Genomic DNA, 16,900 nt, shown 5'->3' with positions numbered 1-16,900 from the left:
GATTCTCAAGTTTATTAAAAGACTAACAAAATAAAAATTATTTTGCAGGAGTAGCAAACAATTGGACTACGAACACCGCTTCCCTTCCTTTATAAATACCGGTCGAGGAAGCGATACCGATTTCGGTAAATTTGCTGTTTACTATATTGGCCCGATGAGTAGGCGAATTCATCCAAGCATTTTGGACATTTTCAGATTCATTAAAATTCACCGCCAAATTCTCCCCCGCTACGACATACTTGTAGTCTACAAGGTCGATCCAATACCAAGGAGTCTTACCATCGGGAGTGTTATGAGAAAAGTAGCCCTTCTTCGCCATATCGTCGGCTTTCATTTGAGCTGCTTTTTCGAGAATCGGGCTCACTTTTAATTCCGAAATATTGAGAAGGGTGCGATCGCGATTGGTAAGGCTTACTAAAACACTTCCATAGATAGAGGAGAGAGATTCGACAACATTGCCCCTAAAAGAAGTGGATAATGAGATACCCCCGATAAACAGGACAAGTACAGCTGAAAATATTTTGAGTAATAGTACTTCTCTTTTTTTCATAGCTCTTTTGACGTCTTTGAACACCCTCATATTATGCTAAATTATTATAAATTAATCAATCGACTCTACTTGCTCTACTCTTTCAGTAAATACCACAAGACGATCAGAATAAGTTTTGAGTCTAGGGATCCAGGTACCATCGCAAGTAATGAGGTTGAGGCGAGCTTCTTTCGCTGGACCAAATATTTCTATTTGTGGTTCGCTGTTGTAAGGAATTAGCTTCATACCAGTAACTTTGAAGAGAATCTTTTGCCCATCCTCATTTTCTACCTCTATCGTATTCCCTATCGTAAGATCTTTCAGTCGAGAGAAGATGGCGGGATTACCCTTCCCATTGTCGACATGTCCAGCAAAGACAGCATTACCTACTTCCCCCGGAGAAACGCCATGTTTATACCACCCAATTTCGTCGTAACCTTTAGGTACAGCCATGCTCCCTGAAGCTGCCTTACCTACCGGAACAATAGGAGCGTCGAGACCTATCTTTTCTATCCTCATTACGATCGGCTGAACCTTGACTGTTTGTTCACTTTCACTTTCAAGAGAAATGAGGGGTAAAATAGTTTCTGGTCTACTTTTTTCTGCCAAATTTTTCATGATGAGAAAAGTGGCGAGAAAAACCACAGCAGAATTTATAATGACCAGGGGAAATACTTTTTTATTTATATTAACGATTTGCATTTATTTGCGACAAAAGTTTTTGGTAATTAGCTAAAAGATTTTTAAGAAGATCTATAAGTTTTAGAATTTCATTTACATCATGATTTTCTTGTTCTACTTCTGATTTTGGTAAAGTGACAAACCCAGCGGCAAAATTACTTTCTTTACCTTCATAAAAACCGGCACTTATACCTATACCGACTTCAGTAAACTCAGCAGAGAGTAAAGTAGCCCGATGTGAAGGAGAACTCATCCATGCTTCTACAAGGGCTTCAGCACTATTTATATTGACAGCAAGTATTTCCCCCGCTTTGGAATACTGGTAATCTTGAGAAGAAAGCCAACCCCACGGTTTATTTTTGATAACTTCCGTGTGTGAAAGAAATCCTCTTACGGCTATCTCATCGGCTTTGGCTTTAGCTGCCCTATTCAAACTCTGTCTTGGAATGAAGACATGAAGATGTTGTTCATTACGAATTCTATTTATTTCAGATGCTACATTTGAAGAGGTAAGCGAAGAAGCCCGGGCCGAAAACGGTACTACAAAAATCACAAGGCAAACTAGAAAAGCTTTTTTAGAAAGCATAGTGGCTTGGAAATTAACACGGTAGAACTTTAGACCTTGAGGCTCTTTGAAGCTGTAATATTTACAATAGCCAAGAATAGAAACGACAGTAGGATTATTTGTAGAACAGAAGTAGTTTTTTCGGCATTTCCAGTGTTTGGAAGGCCAGGGATATCAGTCGTAGCACCTAATACATCACCCTCCGAAGCTCCTCCACCAATAAATGAGAAGTTTCTGTGGCCACCAAGTCCGCCTCCACCGCCTCCTCCACCATTGTCAGATATGGACGAAGCTACAGATGGGCCACCGTCATCAGGACCATTGTCAGTATCAGTTATTTGCTGTGTTTGAGTAGGCACGTTCCACGCTACACAGTAATAAGTATTACCGGCGATAAGATTATCCACCCTATCGTAGTTATCATAATTTAATACATCTACGTTACAGTAAATTTCAGCGCTTACTTCATCTTGAGGATCTAGTGGATCAGATTCGTTACCAGAAAGCCAACCACTAAATGGCAAGTAACCATTTTGAGTAACTTCCCTAATCCAAATATATGGATTTTCCACGACTGGAATAGTGACGCTCAAAGTAGTAGTACCAAATACATTAGTAGGACCAAAAGCTGTCCACGGAGAACCAGTTACACCGATATCGCTATCGCCCGGGTTTGATGCACCAGCTGGGGCCCATTCAAATGTCCATCCATCTTCAAAATGACAGCTTGAGTGAGCGGAAACCCAATCGGAAGCAGTAGTCGAAGTGATAGGAGAAACGCCGTCGCCTTCACCCCAATTTGGCAAGTCCCCTTCTTCAGTACAGACTATTTTTGCGGCTACAATAGTCGCGTTAGTAGGACATACTTCATTCCACACGGCTACATATGTATCACTACTAATGCTACTTAGCACGAGATCGGAAGTGGTAGTGGCCGCTCCCGAAGCATTGACGAAATTATTACCTACACCATATCCAGCAAATCTATATTTGCCTGGTGCGCACTCTGCCCCATAAGGAAGCACGTTGCTATTTTCACCTCCCACTTCCCCTTCAGTGACTTCATACACTGTTACATTGTTGTATTCGCTTACTATTGGTTCTGAATCTTCCTCGTAATTATTATCATCATTCAAGAGAAGGTCGCCGTTCCCCGCTCCAGTAATATTGAGTTTAAACGTCGGAGCACTATCACCTGTATAATCGGCTTCTCCACTTCCGACAATATATTTCTTGAAGAATACAGTTGACTCCTCTGGATTATTATTCTCATCACCAGGACAAAACTTGCTATCTATATAAAGGGCATAGATAACTCCTGCAGGATTTGTTTCTGAAGTACCTTCGTCAAGTTTCCAATTGTGGACTGTGATCTCAATAGTATTTAAGCCCATGTTGAGATACGAAGGATCGACGACATAATCAACGAAAGCGGCATAATTTGCTTCCACGGTAGTCGAAGCCACGATATTACCGTTGATGACAACTTTTGCTGTATTGTCAGAAGCCATAGAGAGCATGACGCTTTGAGGAATACCACTCACATTGAATGTTTTAGTAAAGACTTTTACTTCATCTTCAGTTGGGTTTTGTACTAGCGTGTCGCTCCAAATCCATTTAGCGCTAGTGGAAGTAGCTACCCACGCAGGGTGTGTCCATGTTTCGAAAGCATTATGTGTGTCAACCTGATCATCAGTGCCAGAGACTACGACCTCATCGTATTCAGTACAAGGATCCTCTTCTTCCTCAATACAGTACAAACTAACGTTGTCGAGAAATGTGCCCAGAGAATTTTGTGGACCAGCATCCTCAAAACTCAATGAGGCAGAACTGCCTGAAGCAGGAAGTAAGAAACTAAATCCGTTCCAAGTAGTGGAAGTGGCCATTATTGGCGAACCTGCGATAGGACTGCCTTCCCAAGAGACACCCAAAACATTGTCGGCCAAAGAAGTGTCAGGACGACCAGAGAAATCGAAACCTAATCGATAATTTTTACCTGGGATAGTATCCACAATTTGAGATATTTTTGTGGATCCACCTTGTCCAGCGTTACTTGGGCCATACCAATCACCATCAAGCTCTATATGTTGAGCTCCTTCCGAAGAACCGAAGATGCCACGATGGAATTCGAGACTTGGAGTAGGAGCACCGGAAGGATTTACCCAATTTATAGTCCAGCCTGGAACATTTTCAAAAATATTCCATGAATTGTCGGCAAGAGCTGGCTCTTCGAAGCTCCTATTAGTAATCAAATTCACCTCTGGATCGCAAACTAGTTGATTTTCACATTCAGTTTCTATCTTCACTACCATGTCGTTGTAATCCTCATCACCATCTACAAAAAGTAAATCCTCAAAAGCAACTATGTATTCATCAGAAAGAGGATTGTACACTGCGGCATGATCTTCACTCGTATTGAAACTATTGTCGCCTGGGACAGTAGAGTAAAGAGTAGCTGATGAGCCGTTGTGAGTACTGAAAGCAAATGATATTTCGTCAAGAGAGGGGAGCACCACAATCACAGGTGAAGAATAAAGTGGGGCGGCAAAATCAGGATGATCGTTGTGTTCGAAGAGAGCAACGAATGAAGCAGGGTTGCCATTTGTGTAGTAACCAAAGGCTGAAGGGTTGCCAGCAATAGCATCGAGTTGAGTTATTTTCAGAGTAACGTTATTCCCTGCGCCGTCCCAAACTTCATCTTCAGTTTGATCGACATTCGCATTGATCGTATATCCAGCATCAGTAATAATTTGCTGGAGAGGTTTTTCAGGACTTACTCCCAAAGTAACAGTATCGCCGCCTTCAGTATCAGGAAGCATACAAGAATTTACTGGCAAAGGCTGGGGTTCTGGGGTATCAGGTGGAGGAGGCGGAAGGACGGGAGCACATTGATTGACGTTGGTTTGAAAACCTTCATCGTTCGGACAAACATCAAGTTCAGCAGCAATCGCTATCTGATCAAGGCGAAAAAATTCAGTATTAGCGTTCATAGAATTTCTAAATCGGAGTAGGAAATGAGAGTTGTTAACCGAGCTGGAAAGTATTTTTTCTTCGTGGGTCCAACCTGCATCGCCAAATAAATCATGTTCTGCGATTTCATTCCAGCCTGACGCGTCAGAACATGCACCGCCTACTTTATATTCGACAAAACCACTGTCGTTAGAATCATCATTATTAGTATCTTCAGCACCATCATCAGTCCTCCAGTAATAATAAAGAGTTAAAGATGCGTAATCTGTAGCATTTATATCACGACAAATATAACCATCATCATCTGTCAAATCGTCAGGAGAATCATCAGCTATTTTTACAAATCGAACGTCCCCTATTTCAGGACTTGCAGTATCACTGCCACTACCAGGATTAATTACTACTGTACCTGCCTCATGTCTTTCCCAACCAGGAACATCCGTCAGGTCGCCCCCCAATCCAAAAGACTCGACAAAAATAGGAACAGGAGCGGCTCCCACTGAAATAGGTAGAACGAAAGCTAAGGAAGCAAGAGCAAAAAAACCAAACAGAATCTTTGATGAATAGTTCTTCATATTAATTTTATACAATAATTAAATTTAGCAAAAACGATTAAATAGCCTTTCTAAAGCTCATAATAGTTCTTATAGTTCTACCACGAATTACCCATACAAAGCAAGCCCCAAATAAAGGGTGTGAATAAACCAAAATTTATTAGACGTGCATACCAACTGTTTCCTCCAGGATTTCTTTATCTATAAGAGTGCCTCCCCTACCTTTTTTTACTTCAAAAGTAAGTTCCTCACTAGAGGGCGAGATTTTTTTCAAGCCAACAGTCACAACCCCTCCCTTCGAAATACCTTTTGAAACTATGAGGGAAGCCAGCGGGTTAAGAATTTTATTCTGTATCAATCGCTTTAGTGGACGAGCTCCATATTGTGGATTATAGCCTTCCCGACCTAGGTAATCGAGAGCTTCCTCCGAAATACTGAGTTCTATTTCTTTATCGATAAGCCTTTGGCGCACAATTTCAATCTGCAACTCGACAATTTTGCGCACCGCTTCTTTTGATAAAATATCGAAAACAACAAGTTCATCCAAACGATTCAGGAATTCTGGACGGAAATAATCTTTCAGCGATTCCATCACTTTATCCTTCACATTTTCATATTCAGCTTTTTCACTACCACGGTCACCAAAGCCTAGTTTCTCCATTTTTTCTATATGCTGAGCACCAATGTTTGACGTCATAATGATGATAGTGTTTTTGAAATTCACCACTCGACCCTTTGAGTCAGTCAGCCTACCGTTATCCAGAACCTGCAAAAGCACATTGAAAACTTCAGGGTGAGCCTTCTCGATTTCATCAAAAAGGATGATGGCATAAGGCCTATGGCGCACAGTTTCAGTAAGGCCTCCGGCTTCATCATAACCGACATAACCAGGAGGAGCTCCGATCAGTTTGGAAACGGAATGCTTTTCCATAAATTCCGACATGTCGACACGAATAAGAGCCTTCTCGTCGTTAAACATAAATTCAGCTAGTGCCTTGGTCAATTCCGTTTTACCCACTCCAGTAGGACCGAGAAATATGAACGAGCCGATTGGCCTATTTGGGTCGGAAATACCCGCACGACTTCTCTTTATTGTTTCAGAAATTTTCTTTACAGCTTCAGATTGACCGACGATTCTTTTACTCAATTCTTCCTCCATGCGGACTAGTTTCTCAGCCTCACGTTCCATCATGCGAGAAACTGGTATGCCGGTCCAACGAGCGACAATTTCAGCAATATCATTCTCAGTAATTTCTTCCTTCAAAATGCGACGTGAGCTCTGAAGCCTTTTCAAGCGTTTAGTTTTTAAATCAAGCTCTTTCTCTAAAGCAGGAAGCCGGCCATAACGGATTTCAGCCGCCTTGGAAAGATCGGCTCTAGCTTCAGCGGCTTCAGCCTCGAGGCGCAAAGTTTCAAGTTCTTTCTTGATAGTCTTCATGTCAGTTACCGTCTCCTTTTCATTCTTCCATTTCAAATCAATTTCCGAAGTTTTCTCTTTCAAATCGGCCACCTCTTTATCGATCTCTTTCAAACGATTTTTTATTTTGCCGTTTTTACCAACAGTTTCATTTTTGAGCGCTTCTCTCTCGATTTCAAGCTTCATTATTTTCGACTGAGCCTCTTGTAAAGGCGCCGGCATATTCTCTAAAGAAATCTTCAAGTGTGAAGCGGCTTCGTCGATGAGGTCGACAGCTTTGTCGGGCAGAAACCTATCAGTAATATAGCGAGAGGAGAGATTGACCGCGCTTCGAATAGCATCGTCGGTAATACGCACCCCATGATAGAGCTCGTATTTTTCTTTCAGTCCTCGCAAGATAGTAATAGCATCTTCAATAGAAGGTTCGTTTACATATACCGGCTGGAAACGCCTGGTCAGAGCCATGTCTTTTTCGATATGCTTTTGATATTCCTTGGTGGTAGTAGCACCGATAGCACGAAGCTCACCGCGAGCTAGAGGAGGCTTCAGCATATTCGAAGCATCCATAGAGCCCTCGGCTGAGCCAGCACCGACGATGGTGTGGATTTCATCGATAAATAAAATTATCTTGCCTTCTGAACGTTCTACTTCTTTTATTATATTTTTGAGCCTCTCCTCAAATTCACCACGAAATTTGGTGCCCGCAATAAGCAAGCCAAGATCGAGAGAAACAAGCTCTTTATCTTTAAGGGACTCCGGCACATTACCCGAAGCCATGCGCACAGCCAAACCTTCAACAATAGCGGTTTTACCCACACCAGCTTCACCGATAAGCATAGGATTATTTTTAGTTCGACGAGAAAGAATTTGAATTATCCTAGAAATCTCCTCGTCACGGCCGATCACAGGATCAAGCTTATTTTTCTTGGCCAGTTCAGTCAAAGAACGAGTAAATTTGAGGATGGTTCTATTTTTCTTTGGTTCTTTGGCGACGTCCGCCCCCTTCGATTGTTTTATTTCTTGAAGCACACGCAGGAGCTGATCGTGATCGATTTTAAAACTCTTTAATATGTCACCCGCAGTATTTTGAATGTCCAGGATAGAAATGAATAGATGCTCAGTCGAAACATATTCATCACCCATACTTTGAGCCACCTTACCTGAATGTTCTATTATATGAGCCAGCTCTGGCGCGAGATAAATTTGATATGAAGGAGTAGTAACTCTTTCAGAATTGTAGGTCTCGATATTTTCGAGAACGATATCAACGAGGAGAGAAGTGTCTACATTTAACCTTTCCAAAATAGATAGCACGATGCTTTCCTCTTGTGTAAGGAGGGCAGCAAGAAGATGGGAAGGGTTAACATGATTTTGACCACGTTCAATAGCAAACTCGTGCGCTTTACGCACTGCCTCTTTTGCCTTAGTGGTAAAATGTGTGAATGGTGGCATAGCCGCCATTATAACATAATTTACCTATTGAGAAAGTGCTTTTAGAGCTTCTGCGAGCAACTCTTTTACTGTATTTATAGAGGTATACGAAAGAGTAGTATCAGCTTCGAGAGATGCGGCTTCCATGCCCATTATTTCGCCATTTAGGTTGAGAAGAGGACTACCGACTTGAGAGCGCGATTTTGGTATGTCACTTAAAATTTCTTCGCCTAATTGAGCCACTCTACCTATAGCGACTGAGTTGCTGGTTTTACCTCCGACAGCAATAATTGTTTGTCCAAGTTTGAGTGAATTTGGGTTACCTAAAACAGCCGATTCTAAATTATAATTATCATTTAAAGACTTACCTATTTTCATAAATACAAAACCTGAGTTTTCATACGATTTGATTACATCAAAAATTTTACCGTCATGGAAATGGACAGAGTAAGTTGCATTTTGGGAAAAATTCCTCTCATCCATCACCACTACTTCACTACTCACTACCAAACCAAGACCTGACAGTATTTCGACTCCATCAAAACCGGCTGTTTTCACCCTAACGATAGATTTAGCGTTTTTCTCGATTGATTCTAGTATTAAATTTTCTTCGTTTACCACTTGAATCTCACGTACAACTTCGCCAGGGGCGCCTCCTTCAGCGGGAACCACTTTTTCGATAGTCCTCTCGACTACTCTATTTATAGTTTGGGTTACTTCTACAGGCGCTTCCTGAAGTAAGGTGTAAGTAATAATGCCAGTCGCAATACTAGTAACGAAAGCTACAAGCAAGGTAAGAAGGATGAGTTGATGTTTATTTAAATCTTCAAGATTGGACATTGCGAATATTATAGCAAAATATTTTTTAGTGTCCTAACTAGCTTGCCCACATCAGATTTTTTGGTTTCGCGACCGAAGGTGAAGCGGAGAGAGGAAGAAGCACATTCGGGTTTGCCGATGGAAGAAATAACATAAGACGAATTTTCAAGTTTTAAACTATTACAAGCAGAAGCGGCAGAGATGGAGAAACCGAGAGTATCCAATTTTATGACCAAGAATTCCGAATCTATATTTTTAAAACAGATATTTACATTATTGGGCAATCTATTTTCCTGGTCACCGTTTATAGACGAGCCAGGGATTTGGGAAAGAATTTTATCGATAGCGTAATCGCGAAGTTCTGTGAGGCGTTCGGATTCAGATTCGCGAAATGAGCTTGCGATTTTCAAAGCTTCAGAGAGGCCGAGAGCTGAAATAGCATTTTCTGTGCCCGGCCTCAAACCTTTTTCCTGACCTCCACCAAAAATAATCGGGTCTATTTTTACCCCATGCTTTATGACAAGAACTCCAGCCCCTCGAGGGCCATACATTTTTATACCGTCTATCATTAAAATATCCGTACCCAATCTTTCTATTGAAACATCTTCATATAAAACACTTTGACAAGCGTCCACAAATAAATACGGACTACTTATGTGTAGATGGTCATCTTCTACACATTTGCGAAGTCTAAAATCTTTAATTATACGAGAGACTTCTCGGACGGGTTGGATAGTGCCGATCTCATTGTTCGCATGCATGAGGCATACCAGCACAGTATTTTCTTTTATTTCTTTTTCTATTGATTTCGGGTTTACTATTCCCCTCTCATCAGGATAAATTAAACTTATTTCAGCCCCACTATTTTTTACAGTTTCTAAAACGGCTGGATGTTCGAAAGAAGAACAAATGACATGCGCATTTTTATGAGCCTTCAAAATTCCCTGGATAGCAATGTTTGCCGACTCGGTCCCTCCGCTTGTAAAATAAACTTCTTCACTACGGCAATGCAAAATGTAAGCGATTTCTTTCCTAGCCTTTTCCAAAACATCTTTAGCTTTTTCTCCTTCCTCATGAAGCGAAGAAGGATTAGCCCATAAAGAATCCTCCGCTTTTTTCATAAGAGAAGAGACCCCTTTATCAATAGGGGTGGCAGCTGCGTAATCTAAATAGATCCGTTTTTCTTTAATTTTCACAATTGATACATTAACTCATTATTTAAAAATTGGAAATTAAAAACTGGAAATTTCAAGCAAAATAAGTATAATTTCCGAGTGAACACCGAAACCTCAAAAAAAATCCCTAGACCTCCTATCGTGGTAATTATGGGTCATATCGACCATGGCAAATCAAGCCTCCTTGATTACATCAGAAAAACAAAAGTGGTCGACAAGGAAGCCGGCGGTATAACTCAGCACATTTCAGCTTATGAAGCGATAGTGGAATTGGGAAAGGGAGAAAAAAGAAGCATCACCTTCCTTGACACTCCTGGGCATGAGGCCTTCCATTCGGTCAGAAAAAGTGGCTCCAAAGTGGCCGATATTGCGGTGGTGATAGTTTCAGCTGAAGATGGCGTAAAGCAACAGACCATAGAAGTCCTCGATCGAGTGAAGGAAGATAAAATTCCTTTCATAATAGCTATAAATAAAATAGATAAACCGAACGCAAACATAGATAAAACTAAACAAGAATTGGCCGAGAAAGAAATTTTTGTCGAAGGCTGGGGAGGCACGGTACCTTTCGTCCCCATTTCAGCTAAAACAGGTGAAGGAGTGGAAGAACTTTTAGAAACTATCCTACTTCAAGGCGACATGGAAGAACTCACGGGCGATCCTCTTACTCAGGCTTCAGGATTTGTGATAGAGAGTAATAGAGATTCGAGAAAAGGAGTAGTCGCTACTCTTATAATCAGAAACGGCACTTTGAAAAAAGGGATGTTTGTAAGTAGTGGGAGTTGTATGGCGCCAGTAAGGATGATCGAGGATTTTATAGGTAAGGTTATAGATACGGCTTCTCTATCAAAGCCAATAAGATTAAACGGTTGGGATAATGCTCCAGCTCCAGGTAGCCTTTTTATGTCTCACCTTTCTAAACAGGAAGCAGAAAAAGCGGTCGAAGAGTATCTGGCCACATCCAAAAATACAATAAGAGCAACGGAAGATTCATCAGTAGAATTTATTCCGGTGGCTATAAAAGCCGATACTTTAGGTTCGCTCTCCGCCATAGAACATGAATTCAAAAAAATGAATACTGAAAAAATTATAATAAAAATTATTTCTTCAGGAGTGGGGTTAGTACAAGAAAGTGACGTGAAGTTGGGTATGGCATCTCAAGGCACACTCATCGTGGGTTTTGGAGTGAAAGTCGACGGAGGAGCAAAAGATTTGGCTTTGAGAAATAATGTGGAAGTAAAAACTTTTGACATCATATATGAGCTTACAGATTGGGTAAAAAATATTCTTATAGAAAGAACCCCAAAAGAAGAAGTGGATGAAATCACAGGTACAGCAAAAATCTTAAAGGTATTTAGCGTCAACAAAAATAAACAGGTGGTAGGTGGCAAAGTGGAGTCAGGTGAAATAAAAGTAAATGACGCGCTTAAAATAATAAGACGTGAAGTGGAAATCGGCGAAGGTAGAGTGCGTGAATTACAGACTCAGAAAAATAAAACTTCATTGGTGAACGAAGGTTTAGAATTTGGTACTTTGATAGAATCTAAGATTGAAATCGCCCCGGGAGATAAAATCGCCGCTCACTCGAGAGTAACAAGGTAAAATTTTCAAGCATTATGTCCATACAAAAAGACATGCGATTGGCCGAATCACTGCGAGAGATGGCAGCCCAATATTTACAAATAGAATCAAACGGCACTTCGCTTATCACCGTCACCCGGGTAGAAGTTTTAAATAGAGGCAAAAGAGCTATAGTATATTTTACCGTGCTTCCAGATTCACCCGCTCGAATGACTGAAGTCATTCAGTCGGGCGGGGAAGAAAGTAAGGTATTAAAGTTTGTCCAAAGAAAAAGATCAGATTTTAGAAAATACATAATAGATAAAAAAATTGTCGGATTCGCCCCCTCAATCGAATTTCAAATAGATATCGGTGAAAAAAATAGACAGAGAATTGATGAACTTTCCAATCTTGATACTCAAGCCCAAAACCTATAAGCTAAAGGTGTAAGTCAAATAAGGCCACGTAGCCAAGTAGTAAGGCATTTCTCTGCAAAAGAAATATACGCGAGTGCGATTCTCGCCGTGGCCTCCGCCATTTTTTAAGAAGCAATGGGACTATAAAAAATGAGCGTCCCGAGAAGTTGAAAATCTTCGCGGGGCAGAAGTTTCAGCGCCTGGGTGGTGGAATGGTATACACGAGGGACTTAAAATCCCTTGCCCTCAACGGCTTGTGAGTTCGAGTCTCACCCCAGGCACCATTAGGGAACTCATCGGTTTTTTGGAAGCCAAAATGCGGGACGCGCGAAGCGCGTCCCAAGGATTCCCGCCGAATTTTCCAAACGAATTCAGAATTTTTGGCGCGCTTGCGCGCACTAATTTTTCGCCAAGGAGGAGGTTCGAGCCAAAGATTTCTTTGGCACAGACCTTTTTAGCAAAAAGGTCTGAATCAGAAGCGATTTTGTCCAATCCCTGTACGACAGTTAACCAATTTTGGAAAGGTTCGAGCCAAGTATTTTGTTTGCGTGAAAGAGATGACATTTCTTCATCGAGCGACTTCTTCCGAAGTAACAATTTTGCTTTTTCATCGCGATATATTTCTCGCTCAATATCTTGTTCTAAATATCCATTAAGAAGTCGCTCCAGTTTGATGTTGATAGTAGAAATGGCATCTTGTTTTTCTTTCACGCAAACAGCCAAAGACTGGGCGGATTTTCCGTGGTCTTGCAAAGCAAGACGATTGAGTTCCTCCGCCCAGTCTTTGGGTAAAGAAACTTTTTGAATGAGAGATGATAACTGGCGATCCAATTCTTCCTGTCTGATACAAGGTTCGGGACAATCAAAATCTTTTCGTTTTTTAGAACAATGATAGTAAATATACTCGTGGACATTTCCATTTTTCTGCTTCTTAACCTTGTATTCGCCAGTTATCATCATTCCGCATGAAGCACAGGAAATAAGTCCACAAAATGGTTGAGGTTCATTTTGTGGTTTTCTTTCAGGTTGTCCGCGAAACTTCAACATTGCCTGTGCTTCATCAAAAAGTTTCTTTGAAATGATTGGCTCGTGCTTACCTTCGTGGATTTCACCACCATACTTAAACAAACCGATGTAAAATGGATTTGAGAGGATAAAAGACGCTTTGGTTTTGGAGATTCTCTTTCCGGTTCTAGTGGTAACGCCGGATTTCGCCAAAAAAGTTGATACATCTTCCAGTCGCATATTACCTTTCGTGTATTTTTCAAAAGCCAAGCGAACGATACGAGATTTTTTCTTTTCCACCACAATCGTCTTTGTTCGTGAATCGTTGAGATACCCCAGAGGAGCTTGGCTTGGAAATATTCCCATGCGTACTTTTTGGCGAAGTCCGCGTTTCGTATTTTCGGAAAGAGAATCTACATAGTATTTGCTTTGTACAAACGCCATGGAAAGCGTAAATTTGCCCTGTGGCGTACTTTCAAACCAAAACTGTGGGAACTTTAGGCTCGCAAGCAATCCGATGTCTAAAAAGTAGACAATCTTTCCACCGTCCACCGAATTGCGGGCTAAACGATCAGGGTGCCAAGAGAGAATACAATCTGCATCGCCCTTTTCGACACGCTTCATCATTTCATTAAAAATAGGACGACCTGGAACTTTGGCAGATTGTTTTTCGATAAACTCTTGGGCGATGTTCAGATTTTCTCTCTTGGCAAACTCCCGCAATTCGGTAAGTTGTGCGTCAATTGATAAAACCTGTTTGTCTTCGACATCGGTTGACTTGCGAGCATACAAAAAGTATTTTTGCATAATATTTTTGGAACAGGAATAGCTACACTGGTGCAGACAATTCAACGTTAATCAAATTGTTACCAATGTAGCTATTCCTGCTGATTAACTAATAATAATTGTCTGCGTAGCCAGTATACCACTTTTGAAAAAAGGACAAAAATTCTTTTTGTATCAAAGCAAATACTATGTCAAAATTGCTTCTGATTTCGAACCTGCTTCTTGGCGAAAAATTAGTGCGCGCAAGCGCGCCAAAAATTCTGAATTCGTTTGGAAAATTCGGCGGGAATCCTTGGGACGCGCTTCGCGCGTCCCGCATTTTGGCTTCCAAAAAACCGTTGAGTTCCCTATTGGTGTCTCTATTGTACCAAGTTAGAACCTATTTTCAAAATAAATAAAGCGGACGAATTTTTGCGAAACAATTTTTCTGGGGAAAAGGATTCGCAAAAATTCGGCTAATGTTTTCTGAAATTCGGTCTCGCCCGCGCGGAGGAGGGGTCTGGGGAGGAATCCGCGCGGGCTTCTGAATTTCTGGTTTTGGTGGTTATAATTTTAGAAACAGGGATTTATAAAAAGTAAAAACGCCGCCGAGTTGTACCCGGCGGCGTTGATTTCCAGTGTTACTGGAGAAATTCTCTTGCTTCCTCCTGACGGTAGAACGTGTCGTGTTGTTCGCAAACATACTCTATCGTCACACCATCGATTCGCCGATGGCTTGGTGGTTTGTTGCAGCACGAGCATCGGACACGAGTCACGAGAACCTTTTTGGTCCGGTACGGTTGGAAACTCTTGGCGGCGCAAGAATCGAAGTTCCCGCCGTTAGCTTCGTGCCGTCTGCCTCGTACCATGATCCGAGTCTGCTTATTGAGCTCGATCGCCAGACCTTGGGCAACCCCGAAGGATTCGAAGATCTGGAAAAACGGAAATTCGAGACCCGAATTGATCGGCTCGTTTTCGTCCCAGCGTGCGATGATGAATTCGTTTTCTCGTCGGTGGCCTCTGGGACCACTTTCGATACTCACCGTGAACTCCTGGTATGCTGCACGCAGCACATGGACGAACCTCTCCGAATTCTCAATGTTAGCCAACATGTGGCCTCCTTAGTTTACGCACTAGGTGCGGTTTGTATTTGATTACCCGAAGGTCCTGGTCGGAGTTTGGTTCTCCGAATCATCCATATCGGTGTCCGGTCAAGGTTTCCCTCTAATGGACTTCTTCTGCTTACGCAGAAAGGCTTCGCGGTCGGACTCTCCAGCCTGTTTTTTTGACTAAAACTCTTGGTCGTCGCCCGGGATATCTATTACTGCAACAAGCTTTGCTGCTCCTAATAAAAGGGCAAGAAAGAGTGCCGCGAAGATCAGAAGGAATAATCCATCAAGGGATTCCGTGCTGATCCCGGTAACCGAGTGAACGTACGCAAGTAACTCTTGGTATGGTGTCATAGAACCTCCGCTAAAGATTATATCATAATATGATAACATTTGTCAAGCCAACCTGGTAGGGTATACCTAGTCAAATGGAACAGGCTTTAATGTTTTAGATAAGTAATCATTGGGCGAACTGAAGATTTCCGGTGAGGAAAATCTGAGGCAAAATTCACTCACGTATTCAGGTAGGTATTTAGGGGTAGTATGGTGATACATCCTGCGGATAAAAGTCCTAAGGTTGCCGAACATGCCTTCAATCTCGGAAGTTAAGCCGAACTCAAATTTTTTATGAATGTCGACCTTGTGTTTAACTTGCCACCACTGCTCAATTTGTTTGTAAATGCCAGATCCATCGGTTTGTAGCTTGGTGTGCGGCTCTATGCTTTGAAAAATGAATCGCGTGGCTTCGGTCTTGTTAACTGAATTTTTAAAAATAACTTGGTGCGCTAGTTTTTTACTTCCTACCTGTTTAGCTAATAGTAATGAAATTTGTTTAAAGTAAGCTTCGTCCATTTGGACTTTACCGTTCAAAATCGGCTGTAAATCAGGCAAATGCAATCGAAACTGCCGAAACCACTGGTATACCGCTTCTTCTCCTACATGGCAGAGTTTCTGGCTTTGCAGTACCGGGATCTTTTGGGTCCAGCACCACAGCAATGCATAAAAGGTTCTAAGATTTAGTTTCATGCCTTCCAGCCATGTGCCGGTCAGTAAGCTAAAGGGCTTACGGCATTTCCTGCAGCGATACCGACCTTCGGAACTGTAAACATCACGTTTGCGGCATCGGGGACAGTGGAGATTCTTGCCGAAGACGATTTTCCTTAATTGTTGCCTAATTTTAGCTTCCGATGGTATTTGGTTTAAGAGTGCGACCATAGAACAAGAGTGTTAATAATCATTAAAGATATATTACTCTTGTTCCATCTGCCCTAGTATACCCACCTGGTACTTTACACAGATTTTACAATCTTAAAACAAGTTCAATCAGTTACTGCATCACTAATAACCAACTGTAAAAAATCCTTGTTTTTTATTCCAAAAATATATAATATATACATAGGTTACTTTAGAATAATCTGACGAATTACCCATGGAAAAAGACACAAATATTGTTTCTCAACTTCCAGAACAAGAACACTTGTTGCAATTGCAAAGACAAGTGGATCTTGTATTTATATGCGTCACTAGATGGGGTTGGTTGAAAAATAAATCTTATGAAGATCGAGATCCTAAAATTTTAAAAGAACTTGAAACAGCAGAATCGCAGTTAGCGGAAACGGGTGTTAAATTTGTGCGTGGTGGAGGTTGGTATAATGGACTTCCCTCTGAACTTCAAGAAGCCTTAAAAAAGAGTGGCAAATGGAGCGGAATGTCTAATTTGTGATTGAATAAAAATCTCCCAATGCTTCACATCGATGAAGATGGAATTTTTATTTCAGGAATGTCCTATTTAAAATTATAACCACCAAAACCAGAAATTCAGAAGCCCGCGCGGATTCCTCCCCAGACCCCTCCTCCGCGCGGGCGAGACCGAATTTCAGAAAACATTAGCCGAATTTTTGCGAATC

Annotated in this window: 14 protein-coding genes and 2 tRNA genes; 6 read left to right on the top strand and 10 right to left on the bottom strand. The window is 41.5% G+C overall.

The genetic code is table 11. The features are described from left to right. Positions 1-37: 37 nt before the first annotated feature. The 7 genes from VJH67_03290 to VJH67_03260 form a co-directional block, all read right to left on the bottom strand. A complete protein-coding gene (locus VJH67_03290; GenBank protein HEY4516184.1) occupies positions 38-580 on the bottom strand; it encodes a CAP domain-containing protein in 543 nt (180 codons plus the stop codon). A gap of 21 nt (positions 581-601) precedes the next feature. Then, positions 602-1,231: a class F sortase gene (locus VJH67_03285; protein HEY4516183.1), complete on the bottom strand. Its 630-nt coding sequence runs from the start codon at positions 1,229-1,231 to the stop codon at positions 602-604. Then, positions 1,218-1,796, bottom strand: a complete 579-nt coding sequence (locus VJH67_03280; protein ID HEY4516182.1) for a CAP domain-containing protein — start codon at positions 1,794-1,796, stop codon at positions 1,218-1,220. The genes VJH67_03285 and VJH67_03280 overlap by 14 nt, the downstream gene beginning before the upstream one ends. Positions 1,797-1,825: 29 nt before the next feature. Then, complete coding sequence (locus VJH67_03275) at positions 1,826-5,320, bottom strand: hypothetical protein (GenBank protein ID HEY4516181.1); 3,495 nt, start codon at positions 5,318-5,320, stop codon at positions 1,826-1,828. A 139-nt stretch (positions 5,321-5,459) separates the two neighbouring features. After that, positions 5,460-8,168, bottom strand: a complete 2,709-nt coding sequence (locus VJH67_03270) for an AAA family ATPase (protein HEY4516180.1) — start codon at positions 8,166-8,168, stop codon at positions 5,460-5,462. Between the two features lie 24 nt (positions 8,169-8,192). Continuing rightward, complete coding sequence (locus VJH67_03265; GenBank protein ID HEY4516179.1) at positions 8,193-8,987, bottom strand: trypsin-like peptidase domain-containing protein; 795 nt, start codon at positions 8,985-8,987, stop codon at positions 8,193-8,195. Between the two features lie 8 nt (positions 8,988-8,995). Then, positions 8,996-10,162, bottom strand: a complete 1,167-nt coding sequence (locus tag VJH67_03260) for a cysteine desulfurase family protein (GenBank protein ID HEY4516178.1) — start codon at positions 10,160-10,162, stop codon at positions 8,996-8,998. A 78-nt stretch (positions 10,163-10,240) separates the two neighbouring features. Here VJH67_03260 and infB point away from each other — a divergent pair, with 78 nt between their 5' ends. From infB to VJH67_03240, 4 genes are all read left to right on the top strand, one after another. Beyond that, a complete protein-coding gene (gene infB, locus VJH67_03255) occupies positions 10,241-11,740 on the top strand; it encodes a translation initiation factor IF-2 (GenBank protein HEY4516177.1) in 1,500 nt (499 codons plus the stop codon). 14 nt (positions 11,741-11,754) lie between these two features. After that, a complete protein-coding gene (locus VJH67_03250; protein HEY4516176.1) occupies positions 11,755-12,135 on the top strand; it encodes a ribosome-binding factor A in 381 nt (126 codons plus the stop codon). A gap of 22 nt (positions 12,136-12,157) precedes the next feature. Beyond that, positions 12,158-12,229 (top strand) — tRNA-Cys (locus VJH67_03245). A gap of 83 nt (positions 12,230-12,312) precedes the next feature. Then, a tRNA-Leu gene (locus VJH67_03240) sits at positions 12,313-12,398 on the top strand. Here VJH67_03240 and VJH67_03235 read toward each other — a convergent pair. Next, positions 12,361-13,926: a recombinase family protein gene (locus VJH67_03235; protein HEY4516175.1), complete on the bottom strand. Its 1,566-nt coding sequence runs from the start codon at positions 13,924-13,926 to the stop codon at positions 12,361-12,363. The two genes, VJH67_03240 and VJH67_03235, sit on opposite strands and share 38 nt — an antisense overlap. A 124-nt stretch (positions 13,927-14,050) precedes the next feature. Here VJH67_03235 and VJH67_03230 point away from each other — a divergent pair, with 124 nt between their 5' ends. Continuing rightward, entirely contained in the window at positions 14,051-14,281 is a 231-nt protein-coding gene (locus VJH67_03230) for a hypothetical protein (protein HEY4516174.1), read from the top strand. 244 nt (positions 14,282-14,525) lie between these two features. Here the strand turns inward: VJH67_03230 and VJH67_03225 are convergent, their stop codons facing one another. Both VJH67_03225 and VJH67_03220 read right to left on the bottom strand, forming a co-directional pair. Next, a complete protein-coding gene (locus tag VJH67_03225; protein HEY4516173.1) occupies positions 14,526-14,753 on the bottom strand; it encodes a hypothetical protein in 228 nt (75 codons plus the stop codon). A 660-nt stretch (positions 14,754-15,413) separates the two neighbouring features. Continuing rightward, entirely contained in the window at positions 15,414-16,208 is a 795-nt protein-coding gene (locus tag VJH67_03220; GenBank protein ID HEY4516172.1) for an IS1595 family transposase, read from the bottom strand. A gap of 214 nt (positions 16,209-16,422) precedes the next feature. Between VJH67_03220 and VJH67_03215 the strand changes: the two genes are divergently transcribed. After that, the gene (locus VJH67_03215; GenBank protein ID HEY4516171.1) at positions 16,423-16,716 is read left to right on the top strand and encodes a hypothetical protein; all 294 of its coding nucleotides are present in this window, start codon (positions 16,423-16,425) and stop codon (positions 16,714-16,716) included. The last annotated feature ends 184 nt before the right edge of the window (positions 16,717-16,900 follow it).

The organism is Candidatus Paceibacterota bacterium, assembly GCA_036517255.1.
Classification (GTDB): domain Bacteria; phylum Patescibacteriota; class Minisyncoccia; order Phycocordibacterales; family WO2-35-19; genus DATDXE01.
This window is presented reverse-complemented; position numbering and strand designations above follow the sequence as displayed.